Origin of the sequence: Streptomyces candidus, assembly GCF_014207445.1 — a bacterium.
GTDB classification, from domain to species: Bacteria; Actinomycetota; Actinomycetes; order Streptomycetales; family Streptomycetaceae; genus Streptomyces; species Streptomyces candidus.
The window spans coordinates 286140-305839 of sequence record NZ_JACHEM010000002.1; the positions used below are offsets into that span (position 1 = coordinate 286140).

General features: G+C 71.0%; 18 protein-coding genes and 2 pseudogenes. 14 read left to right on the forward strand and 6 right to left on the reverse strand.

All coding sequences use genetic code 11. The features are described 5' to 3' along the window. Positions 1-222 precede the first annotated feature (222 nt). From HNQ79_RS04265 to HNQ79_RS04290, 6 genes are all read left to right on the forward strand, one after another. On the forward strand, positions 223-987 hold the full coding sequence (locus tag HNQ79_RS04265) for a pyrimidine reductase family protein (protein ID WP_185027031.1): 765 nt from the start codon (positions 223-225) through the stop codon (positions 985-987). 195 nt (positions 988-1182) lie between these two features. Then, positions 1183-1653: an indole-3-glycerol phosphate synthase gene (locus tag HNQ79_RS04270; RefSeq protein ID WP_185027033.1), complete on the forward strand. Its 471-nt coding sequence runs from the start codon at positions 1183-1185 to the stop codon at positions 1651-1653. Between the two features lie 39 nt (positions 1654-1692). Then, the gene (gene murC / locus HNQ79_RS04275; RefSeq protein WP_185027035.1) at positions 1693-3102 is read left to right on the forward strand and encodes a UDP-N-acetylmuramate--L-alanine ligase; all 1410 of its coding nucleotides are present in this window, start codon (positions 1693-1695) and stop codon (positions 3100-3102) included. A gap of 39 nt (positions 3103-3141) precedes the next feature. Beyond that, positions 3142-3549: a peptide-methionine (R)-S-oxide reductase MsrB gene (gene msrB / locus HNQ79_RS04280; RefSeq protein WP_185027639.1), complete on the forward strand. Its 408-nt coding sequence runs from the start codon at positions 3142-3144 to the stop codon at positions 3547-3549. Positions 3550-3648: 99 nt separating this feature from the next. Continuing rightward, positions 3649-3975, forward strand: coding sequence for a hypothetical protein (locus HNQ79_RS04285; protein ID WP_185027037.1), 327 nt, complete (start codon positions 3649-3651; stop codon positions 3973-3975). 63 nt (positions 3976-4038) lie between these two features. After that, positions 4039-4455 (forward strand): hypothetical protein, encoded by a 417-nt coding sequence (locus HNQ79_RS04290; RefSeq protein ID WP_229923207.1) that lies wholly within the window; start codon positions 4039-4041, stop codon positions 4453-4455. 77 nt (positions 4456-4532) lie between these two features. On the opposite strand, the pseudogene HNQ79_RS34735 reads toward HNQ79_RS04290, so the two are convergent. The 4 genes and pseudogenes from HNQ79_RS34735 to HNQ79_RS04305 all read right to left on the reverse strand — a co-directional run. Continuing rightward, positions 4533-4726, reverse strand: a pseudogene (locus HNQ79_RS34735) (ATP-binding protein); the annotation flags it as partial. 64 nt (positions 4727-4790) lie between these two features. Next, entirely contained in the window at positions 4791-5444 is a 654-nt protein-coding gene (pcp, locus tag HNQ79_RS04295) for a pyroglutamyl-peptidase I (protein WP_185027039.1), read from the reverse strand. A 66-nt stretch (positions 5445-5510) separates the two neighbouring features. Further along, a complete protein-coding gene (locus HNQ79_RS04300; protein WP_185027041.1) occupies positions 5511-6479 on the reverse strand; it encodes a DUF979 domain-containing protein in 969 nt (322 codons plus the stop codon). Further along, positions 6476-7197, reverse strand: a pseudogene (locus HNQ79_RS04305) (DUF969 domain-containing protein). The gene HNQ79_RS04300 and the pseudogene HNQ79_RS04305 overlap by 4 nt, the downstream one beginning before the upstream one ends. Before the next feature lie 332 nt (positions 7198-7529). Here HNQ79_RS04305 and HNQ79_RS04310 point away from each other — a divergent pair. The 6 genes from HNQ79_RS04310 to HNQ79_RS04335 all read left to right on the forward strand — a co-directional run bounded on the left by HNQ79_RS04310 (position 7530) and on the right by HNQ79_RS04335 (position 11505). Continuing rightward, positions 7530-8213 (forward strand): GntR family transcriptional regulator, encoded by a 684-nt coding sequence (locus HNQ79_RS04310; RefSeq protein WP_229923206.1) that lies wholly within the window; start codon positions 7530-7532, stop codon positions 8211-8213. Further along, complete coding sequence (locus HNQ79_RS04315) at positions 8210-9007, forward strand: LamB/YcsF family protein (protein WP_185027043.1); 798 nt, start codon at positions 8210-8212, stop codon at positions 9005-9007. The genes HNQ79_RS04310 and HNQ79_RS04315 overlap by 4 nt, the downstream gene beginning before the upstream one ends. A gap of 256 nt (positions 9008-9263) precedes the next feature. Further along, positions 9264-9869, forward strand: a complete 606-nt coding sequence (locus tag HNQ79_RS04320; RefSeq protein WP_185027646.1) for a 5-oxoprolinase subunit B family protein — start codon at positions 9264-9266, stop codon at positions 9867-9869. Further along, on the forward strand, positions 9866-10777 hold the full coding sequence (locus HNQ79_RS04325; protein WP_185027045.1) for a 5-oxoprolinase subunit C family protein: 912 nt from the start codon (positions 9866-9868) through the stop codon (positions 10775-10777). The genes HNQ79_RS04320 and HNQ79_RS04325 overlap by 4 nt, the downstream gene beginning before the upstream one ends. A gap of 6 nt (positions 10778-10783) precedes the next feature. Further along, positions 10784-10948, forward strand: coding sequence for a hypothetical protein (locus HNQ79_RS04330; protein ID WP_185027047.1), 165 nt, complete (start codon positions 10784-10786; stop codon positions 10946-10948). A gap of 83 nt (positions 10949-11031) precedes the next feature. After that, positions 11032-11505 (forward strand): lamin tail domain-containing protein, encoded by a 474-nt coding sequence (locus HNQ79_RS04335; RefSeq protein WP_373312466.1) that lies wholly within the window; start codon positions 11032-11034, stop codon positions 11503-11505. A gap of 103 nt (positions 11506-11608) precedes the next feature. Here HNQ79_RS04335 and HNQ79_RS04340 read toward each other — a convergent pair whose 3' ends face one another. Continuing rightward, positions 11609-13756 (reverse strand): GTPase-associated protein 1-related protein, encoded by a 2148-nt coding sequence (locus HNQ79_RS04340; protein ID WP_185027051.1) that lies wholly within the window; start codon positions 13754-13756, stop codon positions 11609-11611. 369 nt (positions 13757-14125) lie between these two features. On the opposite strand from HNQ79_RS04340, the gene cpt reads away from it, so the two are divergent. Then, positions 14126-14662: a chloramphenicol phosphotransferase CPT gene (gene cpt, locus HNQ79_RS04345; protein WP_185027053.1), complete on the forward strand. Its 537-nt coding sequence runs from the start codon at positions 14126-14128 to the stop codon at positions 14660-14662. 118 nt (positions 14663-14780) lie between these two features. Here cpt and dnaE read toward each other — a convergent pair whose 3' ends face one another. Continuing rightward, a complete protein-coding gene (gene dnaE, locus HNQ79_RS04350) occupies positions 14781-18320 on the reverse strand; it encodes a DNA polymerase III subunit alpha (protein WP_185027055.1) in 3540 nt (1179 codons plus the stop codon). A 267-nt stretch (positions 18321-18587) separates the two neighbouring features. Here dnaE and HNQ79_RS04355 point away from each other — a divergent pair, with 267 nt between their 5' ends. Further along, positions 18588-19619, forward strand: coding sequence for a dipeptidase (locus HNQ79_RS04355; RefSeq protein ID WP_185027057.1), 1032 nt, complete (start codon positions 18588-18590; stop codon positions 19617-19619). The last annotated feature ends 81 nt before the right edge of the window (positions 19620-19700 follow it).

The window sequence follows — 19700 nt, forward strand, 5'->3', positions numbered from 1 at the left end:
GCGCCCGAGCCCGCGTCGGCGGACCCGGAAGCGGCGGGCCCGGAAGCGGGGGACCGGGGCGCGGCGGACCCGGACGCGGCAGCGGGATCCGGCGCGCCGAGCCGGGACGCGGCGGCGGGATCCGAGGCGCTCTGCTGGGGGGAGGCGGCGGACTTCGGTGCGGGCGGCAGTGAGGAGGACGACACAACCGTCCACCCTAAGCTCCGTGCCACACTGCCCTCCATGCGACGCCTGTTCCCTGTGACCGACGAAACACGCCCCTCCCCGGTGGGGGAGTGGAATCTCGACGAGCTGGCCGACGCCTACGCGTATCCCCCGGACCGCGAAGTGTGGCTGCGGGCCAACATGGTCTCCACGCTCGACGGAGCGGCTCAGCACGACGGCCGCTCCCAGCCGATCTCCTCCGACAGCGACATGCGCGTCTTCGGCACCCTGCGCGGCCTGGCGGACGTGATCGTGGTGGGTGCGGAAACGGTACGCCAGGAGGGCTACCGGCCCGCCCGCGCGCGCGAGGCGTTCGCCGCCCGGCGCACGGCGGCCGGGCAGGGACCGGCCGCCGCGATCGCCGTCGTCACCGCGAGCTGCGACCTGGACTTCTCGCTTCCGCTTTTCTCCTCGCCGCTCGTGCCGACGCTGCTGCTGACCGGCGCCACCGCGCCCCCGGACCGCGTCGAGGCCGCCCGGGAGGCCGGTGCCGAAGTGCTGGTCTGCGGCGACGGCGCCCGGGTGGAGTCGGACCGGGCGGTGCGGGCCATGGCGGAGCGCGGGCTGACCCGCCAGCTCACCGAGGGCGGACCGCGCCTGCTCGCCCAATTCATCGCGGACGGCGTGCTCGACGAGCTGTGCCTGACGGTGTCGCCGATGCTCACGGCGGGCCGCGCCCAACGGATCGCGGACGGGCCGGGGCTCACCGTTCCCGACCGGTTCGCGCTGTCGTCCGTACTGGAGGAGGCCGGGTTCCTGTTCACCCAGTACCGTCGGGATTGATGCCGTGGGTGATCACTGGGACGGTGCTCCATCCGGGGTCGACAAACAGCGGAATTTGTCGTTCCGGTTAGCTCTCGGTGGGCACACTTACCTCGCGGTCCTCGCCAGGGCACGGGGAAGGGTGCTTGCCGCAAGGAACCGCAGCAGCTGGTGCGCACAGGCGTACGGGTCGGAGAAGGAGAAAGGGCGCCGGAGATGTTCACGAGCGTATTGATGATCGAGAAGCTCCTCACCGCGACCGACGTGGAGTTCGTCACGACCCTGCACGGCGAGGAGGCGGTCTCGTTCCTGGTGCTGATGCAACCGCGTGGCGACCAGGCCGACGTACTGCTGAGAGCCATCGACGACGTCGCACTCGGCGAACTCGAAGAGGCGGTCAAGGAGGGCGACGAACCCGAGGGAATCCACGCCAGGCTGCCCGCCCAGGCCGCCCTGGACGCCTCGCTGGAAGCCCTGCGCGCAGCGGGCAGCGAAGCGGTCGGCAGGCTCGTCGAGGAGCACCCCCTGGACGTGCTCAGGTCGGTGGTGGACGAGACCGGGGCGGACGAGGTCATCGTCCTGACGGCGCCGCACTACGTGGAGGAGTTCTTCCACCGCGACTGGGCGTCCAGGGCGCGCCACAAGGTCGGCGTACCGGTGCTCAAGCTCTTCTCGCACAGCGAATAGGCTGGGCCTCCCGCCAAGAAGCTAGATCCTGGAGAACGCATGGCACCCGGCATCCCCACCGCCCTGGACCGACCGCACTTCATCGGCATCGGCGGCGCCGGAATGTCGGGCATCGCGAAGATCCTCGCCCAGCGCGGTGCGAAGGTGGCGGGCAGCGACGCCAAGGAGTCCGCCACCGCCCAGTCCCTGCGCGAGCTGGGCGTCACCGTCCACATCGGGCACGCGGCGGGCAACCTCGCGGACGACGCCACCAGTGTCGTGGTGTCGTCCGCGATCCGCGACGACAACCCCGAACTCGTCCGCGCCGCCGAGCTGGACATCCCCGTCGTGCACCGCTCCGACGCGCTGGCCTCCCTCATGGACGGCACGCGCGCCATCGCCGTCGCCGGCACCCACGGCAAGACCACCACCACCTCCATGCTCGCCGTCGCGCTCACCGAGATGGGCCTGGACCCCTCGTACGCCATCGGCGGCGACCTCGCGGGCCCCGGCACCAACGCGCTGCACGGCGGGGGCGACATCTTCGTGGCGGAGGCGGACGAGAGCGACCGCAGCTTCCAGAAGTACGACCCCCAGGTCGCGATCGTCCTCAACGTCGAACTCGACCACCACGCCAACTACGCGTCCATGGACGAGATCTACGAGTCCTTCGAGACCTTCGCGGGCAAGATCGTCCCCGGCGGCACCCTCGTCATCAACGCCGACCAGCCGGGCGCGGTCGAGCTGGCCCAGCGCCTTCGCGGCAACGACCTCCTCAACGTCGTCACCTACGGCGACTCCGCCCAGGCCGACGTACGGGTCCACAAGATCACCCCGCGTGGCCTGTCCAGCGAGGTCACCGTGTTGATGAACGGCAAGTTCCTCACCTTCACGGTCTCCGTCCCCGGCGCGCACTACGCCCACAACGCGGTCGCCGCCCTCGCCGCGGGCGTCGCGCTCGGCCTGCCCGCGCACAATCTCGCCTCCGCCCTCGGCAAGTACACCGGCGTCAAGCGCCGCCTCCAGCTCAAGGGCGAGGAGCAGGGCGTCCAGGTCGTCGACTCCTACGCGCACCACCCCACCGAGATGACCGCCGACCTGGAGGCCATGCGCGGAGCCACCGCCTCCGACTCCTCGGACTCGCGCCTCCTGGTGGTCTTCCAGCCCCACCTCTTCTCCCGCACCCAGGAACTCGGCAAGGAGATGGGCGAGGCGCTCGCCCTCGCGGACGCCTCCGTCGTCCTCGACATCTACCCGGCCCGCGAGGACCCGATCCCCGGCGTCACCAGCGCCGTCATCATCGACGCGGCGAAGGAGGCGGGCGCCGAGGTGACCGCCGTCTCCGACGCTTCCACCGTCCCCGACGTGATCGCGGGAATGTCCCGACCCGGCGACGTGGTTCTCACCATGGGCGCGGGCGACGTGACGGACCTGGGACCGCACATCCTGGACCGCCTCGCGCAGAAGTAGGCCACGCGCAGCAGCAAGAAAAGAATGGGGACACCTGTCATGCCGTACGACATCGAGAAGCCCGACGAGCAGTGGCGCGAGGAACTGACCCCGGCCGAGTACGCCGTCCTGCGCCAGGCCGGCACCGAGCCCGCTTTCGTCGGCGAGTACACCGACACGAAGACCACGGGCGTCTACTCCTGCCGCGCCTGCAACGCCGAACTCTTCACTTCCACCACCAAGTTCGAGTCCCACTGCGGCTGGCCGTCCTTCTACGACCCCAAGGACACGGACGCCGTCGAGCTGATCTCCGACACCTCCCACGGCATGGTCCGCACCGAGGTCCGCTGCGCCCGCTGCGGCTCCCACCTGGGCCACGTCTTCGAGGGCGAGGGCTACCCGACGCCGACGGACCAGCGGTACTGCATCAACTCGATCTCGCTGCGGTTGGCGCCGAGCGAGGGCTGACCGTCGTTGGATGACAAGACCCGACCGATGCCCGCACAGGAAGCTCTGTGCGGGCATTTTCCGCGCTCACCAAAGTAATACGCGTATGACACTGATCCCATGGCCAAGACCCGGATCAGCATCAGCCTCTATCAGCAACATGCCGAGCGCATCAGGGAGCACGCGGATCAGGCGGGCATGGACGTGTCGGCGTACCTGGTGCACGCGGCCACCCGGCAGATGGCTGAGACCGATGCCATAGAGGAGCAGTTCGCCGGCGTGGACGGACTGATCGCACGGGCGGAGACAGAGGCCAAGGCACTGCCGACGACCTCGGAGGCTGCGTCGGTGGGCCTGACCGCGTCGGAGCAGCGGGAAGTGGAGGAAGCCCTTGCCCTCGTGCTCGGCGCGGAGCAGTCCGGGAGCGCCCGGGGGCGGGCCGCGTGAGCGTGCGCGTTCCGGTACGACACCGGAACGCTGATCGCCCTCGCCGACCGCGAGGCCAAGGCGGTGGCTTTGCACGAAGGGCTCCGTGCGGCCCCGCATCGTGCGTTGGTCCTGGGGCCGGTGCTCGCGCAGGTCTGGCGCCCGCACCCGGCTCTGGTCCACATGATCTCTGGTGCGCTCAAGGACTGCTCCGTACCCCAGTCACGGGCTTCCGAGCCGCCGATGCGCGAGACCCGCGTCGGACGCCCGGAGTGCATCGCCTGTGCGACGGGACCTGACCTTGCCGACTGGAGGCGCATCGGTACGGCCCAGGGGCACGCTGCTCCGGCGCCGAAGAAGCGGCCCGACGCGGTGGACCTGTGGGTCGCGCTCGCCGCGGCCCGTCATGGCAGCGCGGTGATCTTCACCAGCGACCCGGACGACATCCGTGCCTATCTGGCGGTGCTGAATCCGCCGGACGTTCTTGTGGTGGCGGTGTGAGGCAGAGTGTGCTGTCGCCTCCTGGCGGTGGAGGAGTCACCGACTCGCGCCCCGCTACGAACGCCGGAATGACGTCATCAACGCTTTCTTCGGCCTCCCGCGGATGCCGTCAGCCGGTCGGCCAGCGCCTCGACCAGCAGGAGCCCGCGCCCGCAGTCCGCGTCGGATCCGGGCGCGGGGAGCGTTCCCGCCCCGGAGGCCGCCGCTCGCCGCGCGCGTCCGACACCTCGATGCGCAGGACCGCGGTGGTCCGTGCACGACCGGGAGCCCGGCGGGAAGACGGTACGCGCCGAGGTCGACCTCTGGTGAGCAACGGCCGCCGCACCGGGAGGTGCTCAGTGCGTCGCCCCTTCCGCGACCCTCAGGTCCGTCTCCGTCGTCAGCGCTGCCGTGATGATCGCGCGCAGGCCATCCGCCATGGAGGGGACGGGGAGGGAGGGCAGCGCGCGGGCCGTGACCTGTTCCGGGGCGTACGGGACGTGGACGAAACCGCCGCGCAGGCCGGGGATTTCGGTGGCGGCAAGGTGGGCCAGGCCGTAGAAGACGTGGTTGCAGACGAAGGTGCCTGCCGTCTGGGAGACCGATGCGGGCAGGCCCGCCTCCCGTACCGCCGCCACGCACGCCTTGACCGGGAGCGGGGCGAAGTAAGCTGCCGGGCCGCCCGGCACCACCGGCTCGTCGACGGGCTGGTTGCCCGCGTTGTCCGGGATGCGGGCGTCGTCGACGTTGACGGCGACGCGCTCGACGGTGAGGTCCGGGCGACCGCCCGCCTGGCCGACGCACAGGACCAGATCGGGGACGAAGCCGGCCACCGCCGCGCGGAGTTCGTCGTTGGCTCGGCCGAAGACGCAGCTGAGGCGTACGGCGCGCAGCTCGACGCCCTCGGGCGGGGTGTCCCGTACCAGGGAGACCGCCTGCCAGGACGGGTTCACGTCCTCGCCGCCGAAGGGCTCGAAGCCGGCGAGCAGGACGCGGGGGAGGGAGGACATGGGCAACTCCTTACGTGCGGTCGGGTCGGGTCGGGTGTGGGCCCGGCCCGGGGCAGATCACGAAGGTCAGAAGGCGAAGAGCGAGATGATCGCGATGTTGCAGACCAGCAGCGCGCCCGCCGTCGGGATCTGCGCCTTGATCGGGCCGTACTGGTCCTTCAGCTCCAGCAGGGCCGCCGGAACCAGGTTGAAGTTCGCGGCCATCGGTGTGCACAGCGTGCCGCAGAAGCCCGAGAGCATGCCGACCGCCAGGACCACCGCAGGATCGCCGCCGCCCGACTGGATGAGGACCGGCCAGCCGATGGCCGCCGTCATCACCGGGAAGGCGGCGAAGGCGTTGCCCATGATGACCGTGAAGAGGGCCATGCCCAGGCAGTAGACGAGGACCGAAACGTAGATCATTCCGCTCGGCAGGACGGCCTCGGTGATCTTGCCGACCTGGGTGCCGACACCCGTCTCCTGGAAGATCGAGCCCAGCACGGCGAGCAGCTGCGGCAGCAGCATCGCCCAGCCCATGGCCTCCAGCATGTTGCGTCCCGCGTGCACGGGGACGGTGATCCGCTTCTCGCGCAGCAGGAACATTCCGACGCCGAGCGCGACCAGCGCGCCGATGCCGAGCCCCAGAATGGTCTCGCTGCCCTCCTGGAAGACCGGCTTCCCATCGACGTGCATCTTCTTCAGGAGCGTCGCGCACAGCATCGCCACGACCGGAATCGTCAGCGCCGGAATGAAGAGCCTGCTGCCGAGGCGGAGGGCGGAGGCTGTGCGCTGCTCGGGCGTCGTGGTGCTGACCTTGCCGCGTCCGGTGAAGCCGCAGCCCGCCAGCAGGATCATGACCAGAACGAGGACGCCCAGGGGTTCGGCGGGCAGCGACTTGTCGGCCACCCAGGTGCTGTAGACGAAGCCGACGCCGAGCAGGCCCCAGAAGGCGGCCGTGCCGAAACGCTTGGGATTCGTGCGGTCCACGAACATCTGAGCCGCCATCACAAGGAAGATGGCGCCGATGAGCCAGTAGAACCACTCTGCCTTGATCACTTGGCCGTCTCCTGTTCGGCGGCGGCGGAGGCGTCGGCGGCGCCGGGGCCGGCCGTGAGCTCGCGGGCCATCTGGCGGTCGAGCCGCAGCAGGCGTGCACCGTGGATGAAGAAGGCGCAGACGGCGGTGGGGATCGCCCACAGGGCCAGGTGCAGCGGTTCGAGGTGCTGGTTGTACGTGGTGTTCACGAAACCCGTGATGAGCAGGATCGAGCCGATCGCGAGGAAACAGTCCTCGCCGAAGAACAGGCCCACGGTGTCGGCGCCCGAGGAGTGCGAACGCACCTTCTCGCGCCACTTCTCCGGCAGCGTCCCGTACTTCTTCTCGGCTGCGGCCTCCGCCATCGGCGCGACGAGCGGGCGCACGGTCTGCGCCGGGCCGCCGAGGCTGACGAGGCCGAGCGCTGCGGTGATCTGGCGCAGGCCGAGGTACAGCGTGAGGAAGCGGCCCGTGGTGAGTTTGGTGAAGCGGGAGATGAGGCGGCGGGCCTGCTCCTGGAGCCCGTAGCGCTCCAGGAGGCCGATCACCGGCAGCGTGATCACGAAGATCGTCACGGATCTGCTGGAGGCGAAGCCCTCGCCGAACGAGGCGAGCATCTCGCGCGGCGACAGGCCGCCGAGCAGGCCGGTGGCTATGCCGGCGAAGCCGACCACCAGCAGGGGATTGCGTCGGGTGGCGAAACCTGCGATCACCACGACGACCCGAGAAGGACGATCACGAGTCGCCCGCCTTCCAGTCGGTCGGTCTGGGTCCCCCTCCGGGCGCTCGGTTGCTCCGGCCGGGTACGGGCTGCCGGACGCCGAGTGCCGAATAACGGACCAGCGGATCCCGGTGACAGTAAGGTATTGCTCAACAATCCCACAATGCTTTCCGGAGTACGGTCTTCCGACGGCCGGGATACTGCTGACGTCCGGGGGCGCGGCCGACGTCCGGGGCGCGGCCGACGTCCGGGGCGCGGCCGACGTCCGGGGCGCGGCCGACGTCCGGGGCGCGGCCGACGACCGTGGAACGGCGCGCGTCCGGGGAACGGCGAACGATCGAGGAGGAATCGTGAGGCTCAGCGAAGCCGCAGGCGCGGAACACGGAGCCGGCACCGCCCAGCGCGTCGCCGCCTCTCTGCGCGACCGCATCGCCGGGGGCGGCCTGAAGCCCGGGGAGCAGTTGCCCGAGGCGGCGCTCGCCGAGGCGTACGGCGTCTCGCGCAACACCGTGCGCGAGGCCTTCCGGCTGCTGTTGCACGAGCGGCTGGTGGTGCACGAGTTCAACCGGGGCGTGTTCGTACGCGTCCCGGCCCCGGCTGACATCGTGGACATCTACGCAGTGCGCTGCGCACTGGAGACGGCAGGTGTACGGGCGGCGGGCCAGGCATCGCCACCACTTCTCGCCGAGGTGCTGCGTGCCGTCGAGGAGGGCGAGAAGGCCGCCGCGAACGGTGACTGGCCGCATGTCGCCGACGCGGGCATCCGTTTCCACCGCGCGCTCGCCGCCCTCGCGGGCAGTCCGCGCACGGATTGCTACATGAGTGCGATTCTCGCCGAACTCCGGCTGGTCTTCCAGGATATGCCCTCCCCGGCCCACCTCCACGAACCCTTCGTGGGCCGCAACCGGGCCATCGCCGAACTCGTCCGGAGATCGGAACTCAGCGCTGCCGAAGCGGAGTTGACGAGCTACCTCGCCGACTCGCGGCAACTGATCCTCGACACACTCAACGCCCAGGCGGAGGAGCGAGCATGACCGGCGCAGCTCAAGTACTGGCCGAGCCCGAGCCGGGCGGCGTGATCGACCTCAACGCCGACCTCGGCGAAGGCTTCGGCCGCTGGACCCTCACCGATGACGAAGCGCTGCTGTCCGTCGTCACCAGCGCCAACGTCGCCTGCGGCTTCCACGCGGGCGACCCCGTGACGATGCGCCGGGTGTGCGAGCTGGCCGCCGAGCGCGGGGTACGGATCGGTGCCCAGGTGTCGTACCGCGACCTGGCGGGCTTCGGGCGCCGGGCGATGGACGTGCCGTCGGACGAGCTCGCGGCCGAAGTCGCCTACCAAATCGGTGCGTTGGAGGTCTTCGCCCGTGCGGCGGGATCCCGTGTCGCCTACGTGAAGCCCCATGGCGCGCTCTACAACCGCACCGTCGCCGACGCGGAGCAGGCCGCCGCCGTCGTCGCCGGGGTGCGGATGGCGGGCGGCGACCTCCCCGTTCTCGGCCTTCCCGGTTCGGCGCTCCTCGCGGAGGCCGAGAGGCGGCAACTCAGGTCTGTGGCCGAGGCGTTCGCCGACCGCGCCTACACCGCGCACGGCACCCTGGCGTCCCGCCGCGAGCCGGGCGCGGTGATCCACGAACCGGACGCGGTGGTCGCCCGCTCGGTCGCGATGGTCACACGGGGTGCGGTCACCGCGCTGACGGGCGAAAGTGTGCCGGTGGGGGCGCGCTCGCTCTGCCTGCACGGCGACACCCCGGGCGCGGCGCGGCTGGCCGGGCGCGTGCGGGACGAATTGCGCCGAGCGGGAGTCAAGTTGGAGGCCTTCGCGTGATCGAGTACAAAGCTTTGGCAATGAGGTGTCCTGCCCGAGTCCGCCCCCGAGGCACGGCGGCACCCGCCCCGCACGGAAGAGTCGCACCGCCGCGTGCGGGCAGCAGTCCGCAGGAGGACCCTCGGGGCACAGGAGCATGCGCCCTGCCTGAAGCGGCCGTGCCGCCCCTTGACGGCATGCAGCGGGAGGCTCTCGCGTGAGCACCAGCGGTACGCACGCCACCGACGCCTCGTCCGCTCCCCTGCACATCCGCCCCATGGGCTCCCACGCCCTGCTCATCGAGCTGGCCGGTCTCGCCGAGGCCCAGGCCTTTCACGCGGAACTTCTGCGCCGGTGCGCCGCCGGTGTGCTGCCCGGGATTCGCGACATCGTCCCGGCTGCCAGGACCGTGCTGGTCGACGGACTCGCCGACCCGCAGTCCATCGCCGCCGAAGTACGCACCTGGCGCATCCCGCCACTCACCGCCGACGAGGGCCCGCTGATCGAGATCCCGGTGCGCTACGACGGCCCCGATCTCGCCGAGGTGGCCGGCCTCTGGGGCATGTCACCGGACCGGGTCCCGCACACCCTCGGCGCACTCGAACTCCGCGTCGCCTTCTGCGGATTCGCCCCCGGCTTCGGCTACCTCAGCGGACTGCCCGCCGCCCTCCACCTGCCGCGCCGGGCCACCCCGCGTACCGCCGTGCCCGCCGGGTCGGTCGCCCTCGCCGGGGAGTACGCGGGGGTCTACCCCCGCTCGTCCCCCGGCGGCTGGCAGCTCGTCGGCACCACCGACGCCGTCCTGTGGGACCCGCGCCGCGAACCAGCGGCCCTGCTGGCCCCGGGCACCCGGGTCCGCTTCACCGAGGAGGCCGGTCGGTGAGCACCGAGAACACCGCTGAAGCTCCGGAAGGTCCCGCGGCCCTGGACGTCGTACGCCCGGGAGCGCTCACCACCGTGCAGGACGCGGGCCGCCCCGGCCACGCCCACCTGGGCGTTCCGCGTTCCGGAGCGCTCGACCCGCCCGCCCACCGGCTGGCCAACCGGCTCGTGGGCAACCCTCCGGAGACCGCCGTCCTGGAGACGACCCTGGACGGCGTGACGGTCCGGGTCCGTGCCCGTACGCCGGTGACCGTCGCCGTGACCGGCGCACCGGCTCCCGTGCGCGTCGACGGCCGCCCCGCCCCCTGGGGAGCCCCGGTACGGGTCCCCGACGGTGCCCTCCTCGACATCGGGCGGCCAACTGCCGGACTCCGTGCGTACGTTGCCTTCGCCGGCGGGGTGTGTGCCGAGGCCGTCCTGGGCAGCCGCTCCACCGACCTGCTCTCCGGCCTCGGCCCCGCCCCTCTCGCCCCCGGGGCCGTCCTCCCTCTCGGGCGTGCGCACGCCGTGCCACCCGCGCCGGACTCCGTGCCCTGGCAGGCCCCACCCGCCGAACTGGTCCTCCCGCTGCTCCTCGGTCCTCGCCACGACTGGTTCACCGCCGACGCGCTGCGCACCCTCGCGAGTTCCGGTTACCGCGTGTCTCCGTCCGCCAACCGCATCGGCCTCCGCACGGAAGGTCCCGTTCTCACGCGGGCCCGCCACGACGAACTGCCCAGCGAGGGAATGGTGTGGGGCGCGGTCCAGGTGCCCCCGGACGGCCTTCCGGTCGTCTTCCTCGCCGACCATCCCGTGACCGGCGGCTACCCGGTGATCGGCGTGGTGCCCGAGGACCGTCTCCCGGCGGCAGCCCAGGCTGTGCCGGGCACGCTGATCCGGTTCGACGTGCGGAGGCCGGTCCGGTATTAGCCCGACGTGGGGCGTTCCCTGCGGCTTGGGTTCGGCAGCGGTCTTCGGATCGCGCAGTCACGCTTCGAAAGCCGCGCGCAGGAGTTCGACCGCGAGGGGATCGTTCGCGTCGACTTCGTCGATCAGGGGGCCCTGTTTGCCGAAACGCCTTCTGCGCGAGCCGCCTTGTGATGACATGTGGTTCCGAAGCCCACAGTGTGTGGGTTTCGTGAATGGGGGTTTGAATGTTTCGTGGTAACGGCATACGGGCGGCTGTGCCGGTAGCGGCAGGGGTGGCCGGGCTGCTCGTGTGTGCGGTGGCTCCGGCCCAGGCGGCACCGAGTCACCAGGGGGGCGTCCACTTCGGGTGGATCCAGTACAACGGCGCGGGCGCGGACAACGGCTCGCTGGCGAGCCGGAACTCCGAGTACGTCCAGATCCACAACGGGACCCGTTACGCGGTCCAGCTCAAGGGCTACAAAGTACGCGACAAGGCCGGTTGGACGTACACCTTCCGTGCCCTCTCGCTCGGCGCGGGCAAGACGGTGACCCTGCGGACGGGCAGCGGACGCAACACGGCCGCGAACGTGCACTGGGACCACCGCTACAAGGGCCGCGCCGCATACGTCTGGAACAACAGCGGCACGGAGACCGCGACCTTGCTGAACGCGGCGGGCCGGCGCGTGGACTCCTGCACCTGGAAGGGCAAGGGCGAACGCACCAAGGCCGAGAACGTCAACTGCCACTGAGGCAACCGCCTTTGTGGTGGCAGCCACTGAGTGGCAGCCCGCCCCCGTACCGGTTGACCCGGTACGGGGGCGGAGTTGGGCCGGGCGCCGAATGCGCCGTGCCTCAGCGTCGGCCGAAGCGTCGCGCCAGCCTCCCCAGCGTGCCGCCCGACGGTCGGTGCCAGGCCCGGAAGTCCGAGGCGTGGCTGCCGCCCGCACGGTCCAAGTGCTCCCCGACAGCGGCGAGCTCACGACCCGTCATGTGCTGGAGCGCCGGGCGCAGGACGTCCTCCAATAGCGCGGCGCGGGTGTCGTCCCACAGCGGGCTCGCGCCGGTGTGCGAGGTCCAGGCGACGAAGCAGTCGGCGGCGTACGACGGGGCGGTGCGCAGCCGCTCCAGCAGGGGGGCGCTGCGGGCGGTGGCCGCGTACGCGCCCAGGAGATCGGGATCGGCCGAGCGGGCCAGCGCGGACAGCTCACCGGGGGGCCGCTGCTCGGCGAGCAGGTCGCGGGCCAGCAGGCCGAACACCCTGCTGAGCACGGTCGGTTCGACGGGGTGGGCCGCCGAACGCAGGGTGAGCGCGGTGGCCACCGGGCCCGCTCCCGCCCGCCCCTCGGCCAGCGACTCGGCGAACTCCAGCAGGCGCAGCGCACCCAGCTCACGGGCGTCGATCTCGTGCGGGAAGCAGCGGATCAGGTCGGCGGCCAGCGGTGCGACGTCCGGGTCGTCGGCGGGGCCTTCGAGGGCGGCCCGGATCAGTTCCTGGTAGGTGCCCGCCGTGCGGTGTGCGTCCGAGCCCGTCTCGCCGAGGATCCAGCGGGCCTCCTGCGGGGTGGGGAGCAGATCGCCGGGCCAGACGAGCCGGAATCCGGTGCGCAGGACGAGCGGCTCGACCATGGGGGAGACCCCGGCGGCACGCAGCACCGTGTGGAGGGTCGACTCGCGGTCCTCCGGGACCGCCCGTGACGTGCCGGGCTCCGGGTACGCGGCGCACATCCGCAGGTGCGGCAGGCCCTCCGGGACGCCCGGCACCAGGTCCGCGGTGTGCAGGAGACGTACGAGCGAGAACGGGTTGTCCGGAGCCAGCTCGTCCAGGTGGACGAGCAGCTGGGCGTGCAGCGAACCGTGCTGGGCGAGCGCCTCGCGCACGGCGGCACTGCGGGCCCGCTCCGGGTCGGCGAGGAGTTCGTGGGCGAGCCTGCGGGCCAGTTCGGGGACGGCGGCCGGGTCGTCGTCCACGGAGGCGAGCAGCGCGGTCAGCGGGGCCAGCGTCTCGGCCGCCACCTTGCCGTCGATGCGCGCCGCGAGGCGGTCCAGCGCTGCCAGTTCGCCGTCCGGGCGCGAGCCGGGGACAGGGGCGCAGAGTGCGCCGAGCAGGGCGGGCCAGTCGCCCGCGTCCAGCCCGTCGGCGTGCTCCAGCGCCCAGGCGGCGGCCGCGGTGCGGCCCCGGGAGTCGAGGGGGACCCCGGCACTGAGGGCCGTCGCGGCGAGCGGCCCGGCCGCGAACTCTCCCTCCTCGAAGGAGGGTTGCGCGGCGGCACGCTTGAAGAGTTCGGGGCGGCCGGCCAGCCAGACCTGGGCGGTGACGACGGCCCAGGCGTCCTCGCGGACGTCGGCGGCCCCGGGCCCGTGCACGCGGAACTCTGCCGCCGGGAACACCACGTCCGGCGAGGTGCCGATGATCTGTTGCAGTGCGTGCTCCGGGCGTTCCGCGTACGTCGTGAAGGTCAGCGCGTGCGCGTGCTCGCGCGGGAGGGCGGCGCCCACCACCGCCACCCAGCGGGCGATGTCCGCCGGGTTCTCCTCGATCAGCACCACCTGTTCCGCCCCGGGGTCCTCGCAGAGGCGCCGGACGTCCGCCAGCACGCCCGCCAGACGAGGGCCGCGCCCCGCCGCGAATCCGGCGAGTCCTTCCCGGTCGAAGAAGCCCGCTGCCGGAGTCAGGGCCTCCAGGGGGGACGGGGTCGAGCCGGGGGCGGGAGCGAGCGGAGCCCAGCGCGGCGAGTCCCACGCCGTGACCGGCAGGGCGCCGCCGGGCAGCCGGGTGCCGGCGGGGAGGTGGACGGCATGGGTGTGGGCGGCACCGGTCTCGGGATCCGTCGTAGTACGGCTCAACAGGCGGCTGCCGTCCGAGAGTTGGGTGAGGGAGAAGGCGGAGGCGGGAAAGGCGGCGAGTGCTTCCTCCGCCTCGTCGAGCAGCGTGCGCGGGACCTCGGGGCTGACCGCCGTGAACCCGGAGGCCGCGGTGTAGTGAAGCTGGGCCAGGCTCATCGGTGTGTTCGCTCCCTTGGTACGTGGCGCGTGTGGCGTGGTGCGGGGTCGGGCGTCGGACTCGGGACGGCAACCGTAAGGGTGCCGTACGCCGCGACCCGGCCCCTACCCCGCACACCGCAACCCAAGATCACTTCCGCCCGTGACCGGACCCATACCAGCAGATCCCGGGGCCGCCTGCTGCCCTTTGGCGCATATTCATGCCCGGAAGGGGTGACACGACCGGCACGACGGCACGCCGACGCGCCACGGACCCGACGACGCGGTCTTCCGGGCGTGGGCCCCGGCTCCCTGTGCGCCCGGCGCGCGAGCCGCTCCGGCGTACCGGGCCCCGCTCCGGTGCTGCCCGCCGGGGTCTACCTTGGCCCGATGAAGACCCAGATGATCGTTCTCAACGGTGGTTCCAGCTCGGGGAAGACCAGTATCGCCCAGTGCCTCCAGGCGGTGCTGCCGGGTTCGTGGCTGTCCCTGAGTGTGGACACCTTCGTCGACGCCCTGCCCGCATCGCTGCGGGAGGGGGACGCGGGGATCGGGTTCGCGCCGGACGGCACGGTGGCGGTCGGGGCCGAGTTCCGGCGGCTGGAGGAGGCGTGGATCGCCGGTGTCGTCGCGATGGCGCGGGCCGGGGCGCGGGTCGTCGTCGACGAGGTGTTCCTCGGGGGCGCAGAGTCGCAGGCGCGGTGGCTCAAGGCGATCGGCGACGACGTCGAGGTGCTGTGGGTCGGCGTACGGTGCGCGGCCCCGGTGGCGGCGGCGCGGGAGGCGGGCCGTGGGGACCGTACCGCCGGAATGGCCGCCGGGCAGGCCGAGCCGGTGCACGAGGGCGTGCGGTACGGCTTCGAGGTGGACACCGCGCGCAGCGGGCCGATGGAGTGCGCGCGGCTGATCGCGGCACGGACGGAGTGATCACGGCACGTCGCGGAAGGCGGGCGACGGCGAGGGGCCGCTGGGTCGAGGTCGCGCGTTCTCCGGGGCAGCGGGGGCCTGGGGTGTGCAGGGCCCCCTCTGCGCTCCCCGGCTCGTCCTACTGCAGGCAGCTCGGGCCCAGCAGTACTTTCAGGTCCCCGTAGAGGGCCGGGTCCGCCTTGACCCGGTGGCGGTCCAGACGCAGGACCGTCGTGTTGCGCGGCCCCTGGAGCTTGATGCGGACCTCCGTGTCGCCCCGGTGGTGGGAGAGGATCTCGCCGAGTTTGCCGACCATGGGCGGGGTGACCTTCACGGTGGGGATGGTGAGGACGACGGGGGCGTCCCGGCCCGCGTCGGAGATGTCCGGGACCTGGAGTTCCATCGCGACCAGACGCGGGATGTCCTCGCGCTTGTCCAGGCGCCCCTTGACGAACACCACGGTGTCCTCGGTGAGCTGGGTCGAGACGAGCTGGTAGGTCGCCGGGAAGAACATGCACTCGATGGAGCCCGCCAGGTCCTCCACCGTCGCGATGGCCCACGCGTTGCCCTGCTTGGTCATCTTGCGCTGCAGGCCGGTGATCAGGCCGCCGATGGTGGTGACGGCTCCGTCGGAGAAGTCGCCGCTGGTGAGCTGGGCGATGGCCGCGTCCGCCTTGTCGGACAGGACGTGCTCCAGGCCGAAGAGAGGATGGTCGGACACGTACAGGCCGAGCATCTCGCGTTCCTGGGCGAGCAGGAAGGACTTGTCCCACTCGACGTCGCCGATCGGGGTGTCCAGGCCGAAACCGGGGGAGTCGTCGGGGCCGTCCGTGCCCAGGTCGCCGAAGAGGTCGAACTGGCCCTCGGCCTCCTTCCGCTTCACCTGGACAACCGCGTCCACCATGTTCTCGAAGACGCCGGACAGCCCCTTGCGGGTGTGGCCCATGGCGTCGAAGGCGCCCGCCTTGATCAGGGATTCCGTGGTGCGCTTGTTGCAGACGACCGACTCGACCTTGTCGAGGTAGTCGGGGAAGGAGGAGTACTTGCCCTTGGCCTTGCGGCAGTTGACGATCGAGTCGACGACGTTCTGGCCGACGTTGCGGACGGCGGTGAGGCCGAAGACGATGACGTCGTCTCCCTGCGGGGTGAAGTTGCCGGCCGACTCGTTGACGTCCGGCGGCAGCACCTTGATGCCCATGCGCCGGCACTCGTTGAGGTACAGCGCCATCTTGTCCTTGTCGTCCTTGACGGACGTGAGAAGACCGGCCATGTACTCGGCGGGGTAGTTCGCCTTCAGGTAGGCGGTCCAGTACGACACCAGGCCGTACGCCGCCGAGTGCGCCTTGTTGAACGCGTAGCCCGCGAAGGGCACCAGGACGTCCCACACCGCCTGGATCGCCTCGTCGGAGTAGCCGCGCTCCCGGCAGCCCTGCCGGAAGGGGACGAACTCCTTGTCCAGGACCTCCTTCTTCTTCTTGCCCATCGCCCGGCGCAGCAGGTCCGCCTGGCCGAGCGAGTAGCCCGCGAGGACCTGCGCCGCCTTCTGCACCTGCTCCTGGTAGACCACCAGTCCGTAGGTGATGCCGAGGACCTCGGAGAGCGGCTCCTCCAACTCCGGGTGGATCGGCGTGATCTCCTGCTGCTTGTTCTTGCGCAGGGCGTAGTTCGTGTGGGAGTTCATTCCCATCGGGCCGGGCCGGTACAGCGCGGACACCGCGGAGATGTCCTCGAAGTTGTCCGGCTTCATCAGGCGCAGGAGGGACCGCATGGGCCCGCCGTCGAACTGGAAGACGCCCAAGGTGTCGCCGCGCGCCAGGAGTTCGTACGTCGGGCCGTCGTCCAGAGGCAGCGAGAGCAGCTCCAGGTCGATGCCCTTGTTGCCCTTGATGGCCTTCTGGGCGTCCTGCATGATCGTCAGGTTGCGCAGGCCCAGGAAGTCCATCTTCAGCAGGCCGAGCGACTCGCAGCTCGGATAGTCCCACTGGGTGACCACGACGCCGTCGTTCTTCGGCGAGAACACCGGGGCGTGGTCGATGACCGGTTCGCTGGACATGATGACGCCGGCCGCGTGCACGCCCATCTGGCGGACCAGGCCCTCGATGCCGCGCGCGGTGTCGATGACCTTCTTGACGTCGGGCTCGTTCTCGTACATCCCCCGTACTTCGCCCGCCTCGCTGTAACGGGGGTGCTTGGGGTCCGTGATGCCGTTGAGGTCGATGCCCTTGCCCATGACGTCGGCGGGCATCGCCTTGGTGATGCGGTCGCCCATCGCGTACGGGTAGCCCAGGACGCGGGCGGAGTCCTTGATGGCGTTCTTCGCCTTGATGGTGCCGTACGTGCCGATCATGGCGACCTTGTCGGCACCGTACTTCTCGGTGACGTACCGGATCACCTCGCCGCGCCTGCGCTCGTCGAAGTCGATGTCGACGTCGGGCATCGAGACGCGCTCCGGGTTGAGGAAGCGCTCGAAGATCAGACCGTGCGGGACGGGGTCGAGGTCGGTGATGCCCATCGCGTAGGCCACGATCGAGCCGGCCGCCGAGCCACGGCCGGGACCGACCGCGATCCCGTTGTTCTTCGCCCACATGATGAAGTCGGCGACCACGAGGAAGTACCCCGGGAAGCCCATCTCGATGATGATGCCCATCTCGTACTCGGCGAGCTTCTGGCGGTCCTCGGGCACGTGGCCGTTGAAGCGCCGGTTCATTCCGATGCGTACTTCCTCGCGGAACCACGACACCTCGTCGTACCCGTCCGGCACGTCGAACTTGGGCATCAGGTTCTTCGGCTCGAACATGCCCGAGGTGTCGACCCGGTCCGCGATGAGGAGCTGTGTGTTGCGGCAGCCCTCCAGCCACGCGTCGGACGAGTCGATCGCGTACATCTCCGCAGCCGTCTTGAGGTGGTAGCCGGAGCCGTCGAACTTGAAGCGGTCCGTGTCGGAGATGTTCGAGCCGGTCTGGATGCACAGCAGGGTGTCGTGCGCGGCGGCCTCGTGCGCGTACGTGTAGTGCGAGTCGTTGGTGACGACGAACGGCGCGTCGAGCTTCTTCGCGACCTCCAGCAGGCCCGCGCGGGCCCGCCGGTCGATGTCGATGTCGTGGTCCATCAGCTCGACGAAGAAGTTCTCCTTGCCGAAGATGTCCTGGAACTCCCCGGCCGCCTTGACGGCCGCGTCCAGTTGCCCGAGCCGGATCTTGGTGGAGATCTCGCCCGACGGGCAGCCGGTGGTGGCCATCAGGCCCTCCCCGTACTCCTGGAGCAGTTCCCGGTCCATGCGCGGCTTGCGGAAGAAGCCCTCCAGGCTGGCCCGGGACTGGGCGCGGAAGAGGTTGTGCAGACCGGTGTCGTTCCGCGCCCACATCGTCATGTGCGTGTACGCGCCCGCGCCCGAGACGTCGTCGCCCTTCTGGTGCGGGGCGCCCCACTTCACCGGCTTGTTGTGCCGGCGGGACTCCGGGGCTAGGTACGCCTCGATGCCGATGATCGGGGTGATGTCCGCCTTCTTCGCCTGGTGGAAGAAGTCGTACGCGCCGTGCAGATTGCCGTGGTCGGTCATGGCGATGTGCGACATGTCCATCTCGCCGCACGCCTTGAACATGTCCTTGAGCCGGGCCGCACCGTCCAGGAGCGAGTACTGGGTGTGAACGTGCAGGTGCGTGAACGGCTGATCGGCCACGGGTACGTGCCTTCCGTCGAGGGGGAGGGGCTGCTGGGCGTACGGCACGGCGAAGCGGCCCGGGGCACGGAGCTGCCCGGGAGGCGTACGAGGTGTCGGAGACCCCCGACCCTACCTGTCCGAGTCGCATGATCAAGGCCGCGCACAGAATTGCGCGAAGCAGTGTTTGCGCAGGTCAGAGGAGGTTTGCCAGGAAGAAGCAGAGGTCAGGGCGGTGTGAGAAATCCCCGTCGACGCGGACGCCCGGCGCGCCTAGCCTTGGCTCCCGTGTCCCTCGAACTGCACCACCACGCCGTCGTCGCAGACGCCCACAACGATCTCCTCATAGCCGTCACCGCACGGCCCCCGAAGCGCTGGGCGGCCTTCTTCCGCGAGCGCTGGCTGCCGCAGCTGCGGGAGGGCGGGGTCGACCTCCAGGTCCTTCCGGTCTTCATCGGGGACGCGTACCGCCCCGAGGGTGCCCTCCGGCAGACCCTTCGCATGATCGAGTGCGCCCATACGATCGCCGAGGGCAACCAGGACGCCGTACGCCTGTGTCTCGACGGGGACGACATCGACGCCGCGCACGCCGCCGGGAAGATCGCCCTCGTCCTTGCTCTGGAGAGCGCACCGGGTGTGGACGCGAGCGTGGAGCTGTTCCCGACCCTCTTCCGGCTGGGCGTACGAGTCGCCTCGCTCGCCCACTGGAGCCGTACCCCGCTCGCGGACGGCAGCGGCGAGGACGCCACCGGCAGCCGGCTCACCGAGGCCGGGGTGGAGGCCCTCGGGATCATGGAGAGCCTCGGGATGCTCTACGACGTCTCGCACCTCAGCGCCTCCGGCGTCGCCCACGTCCTGGAACTGGCCACCCGGCCCGTCATGGCCACCCACTCCTCCGCGCGTGCCCTGCGCGACCACCACCGCAACCTCACCGACGAGCAGCTGCGCGGCGTCGCCGCCACCGGCGGCACCGTCTGCGTGAACTTCTTCCCGGAGTTCGTGGCGGCGGACCCGGCCGACCAGACGGTCGACCGGCTCGCCGACCACTTCCTGCACGTGCTGGACGTGGTCGGCCCGGACCATGTCGGCGTCGGCGCCGACTTCATCGAGGAGGTCGACCACGACACGCTGCCGCGCTGCTGCGAGGAGAAGGTCCCCGAAGGCTTCCGGCTCTCGCTGCCGGGGCTGTCCGGGCCGCGCGGTCTGCCGCTGGTGACGGAGGCGCTGCTGGCGCGGGGCGTGCCGGAGGACGTCGTGCGCAAGGTGCTCGGCGGGAACGTGCTGGAGCTCTTCCGCAAGGAGCTGGGCCGGGCGAGGTGACGTGTCGGGGCCCCTTTCCGGGGGCCCAACCGGGGTGGCGCCCCCTTCCCGTCCTGTGCGCGCAGCTCCCTGCCCTCTGTC

Bases quoted from the DNA above. Each gene is read 5' to 3' on its own strand.
- HNQ79_RS04265 (WP_185027031.1), top strand. From the start codon at position 223: ATGCGACGCCTGTTCCCTGTGACCGACGAAACACGCCCCTCCCCGGTG.
- HNQ79_RS04270 (WP_185027033.1), top strand. From the start codon at position 1,183: ATGTTCACGAGCGTATTGATGATCGAGAAGCTCCTCACCGCGACCGAC.
- murC (WP_185027035.1), top strand. From the start codon at position 1,693: ATGGCACCCGGCATCCCCACCGCCCTGGACCGACCGCACTTCATCGGC.
- msrB (WP_185027639.1), top strand. From the start codon at position 3,142: ATGCCGTACGACATCGAGAAGCCCGACGAGCAGTGGCGCGAGGAACTG.
- HNQ79_RS04285 (WP_185027037.1), top strand. From the start codon at position 3,649: ATGGCCAAGACCCGGATCAGCATCAGCCTCTATCAGCAACATGCCGAG.
- pcp (WP_185027039.1), bottom strand. From the start codon at position 5,444: ATGTCCTCCCTCCCCCGCGTCCTGCTCGCCGGCTTCGAGCCCTTCGGC.
- HNQ79_RS04315 (WP_185027043.1), top strand. From the start codon at position 8,210: ATGACCGGCGCAGCTCAAGTACTGGCCGAGCCCGAGCCGGGCGGCGTG.
- HNQ79_RS04320 (WP_185027646.1), top strand. From the start codon at position 9,264: ATGGGCTCCCACGCCCTGCTCATCGAGCTGGCCGGTCTCGCCGAGGCC.
- HNQ79_RS04340 (WP_185027051.1), bottom strand. From the start codon at position 13,756: ATGAGCCTGGCCCAGCTTCACTACACCGCGGCCTCCGGGTTCACGGCG.
- cpt (WP_185027053.1), top strand. From the start codon at position 14,126: ATGAAGACCCAGATGATCGTTCTCAACGGTGGTTCCAGCTCGGGGAAG.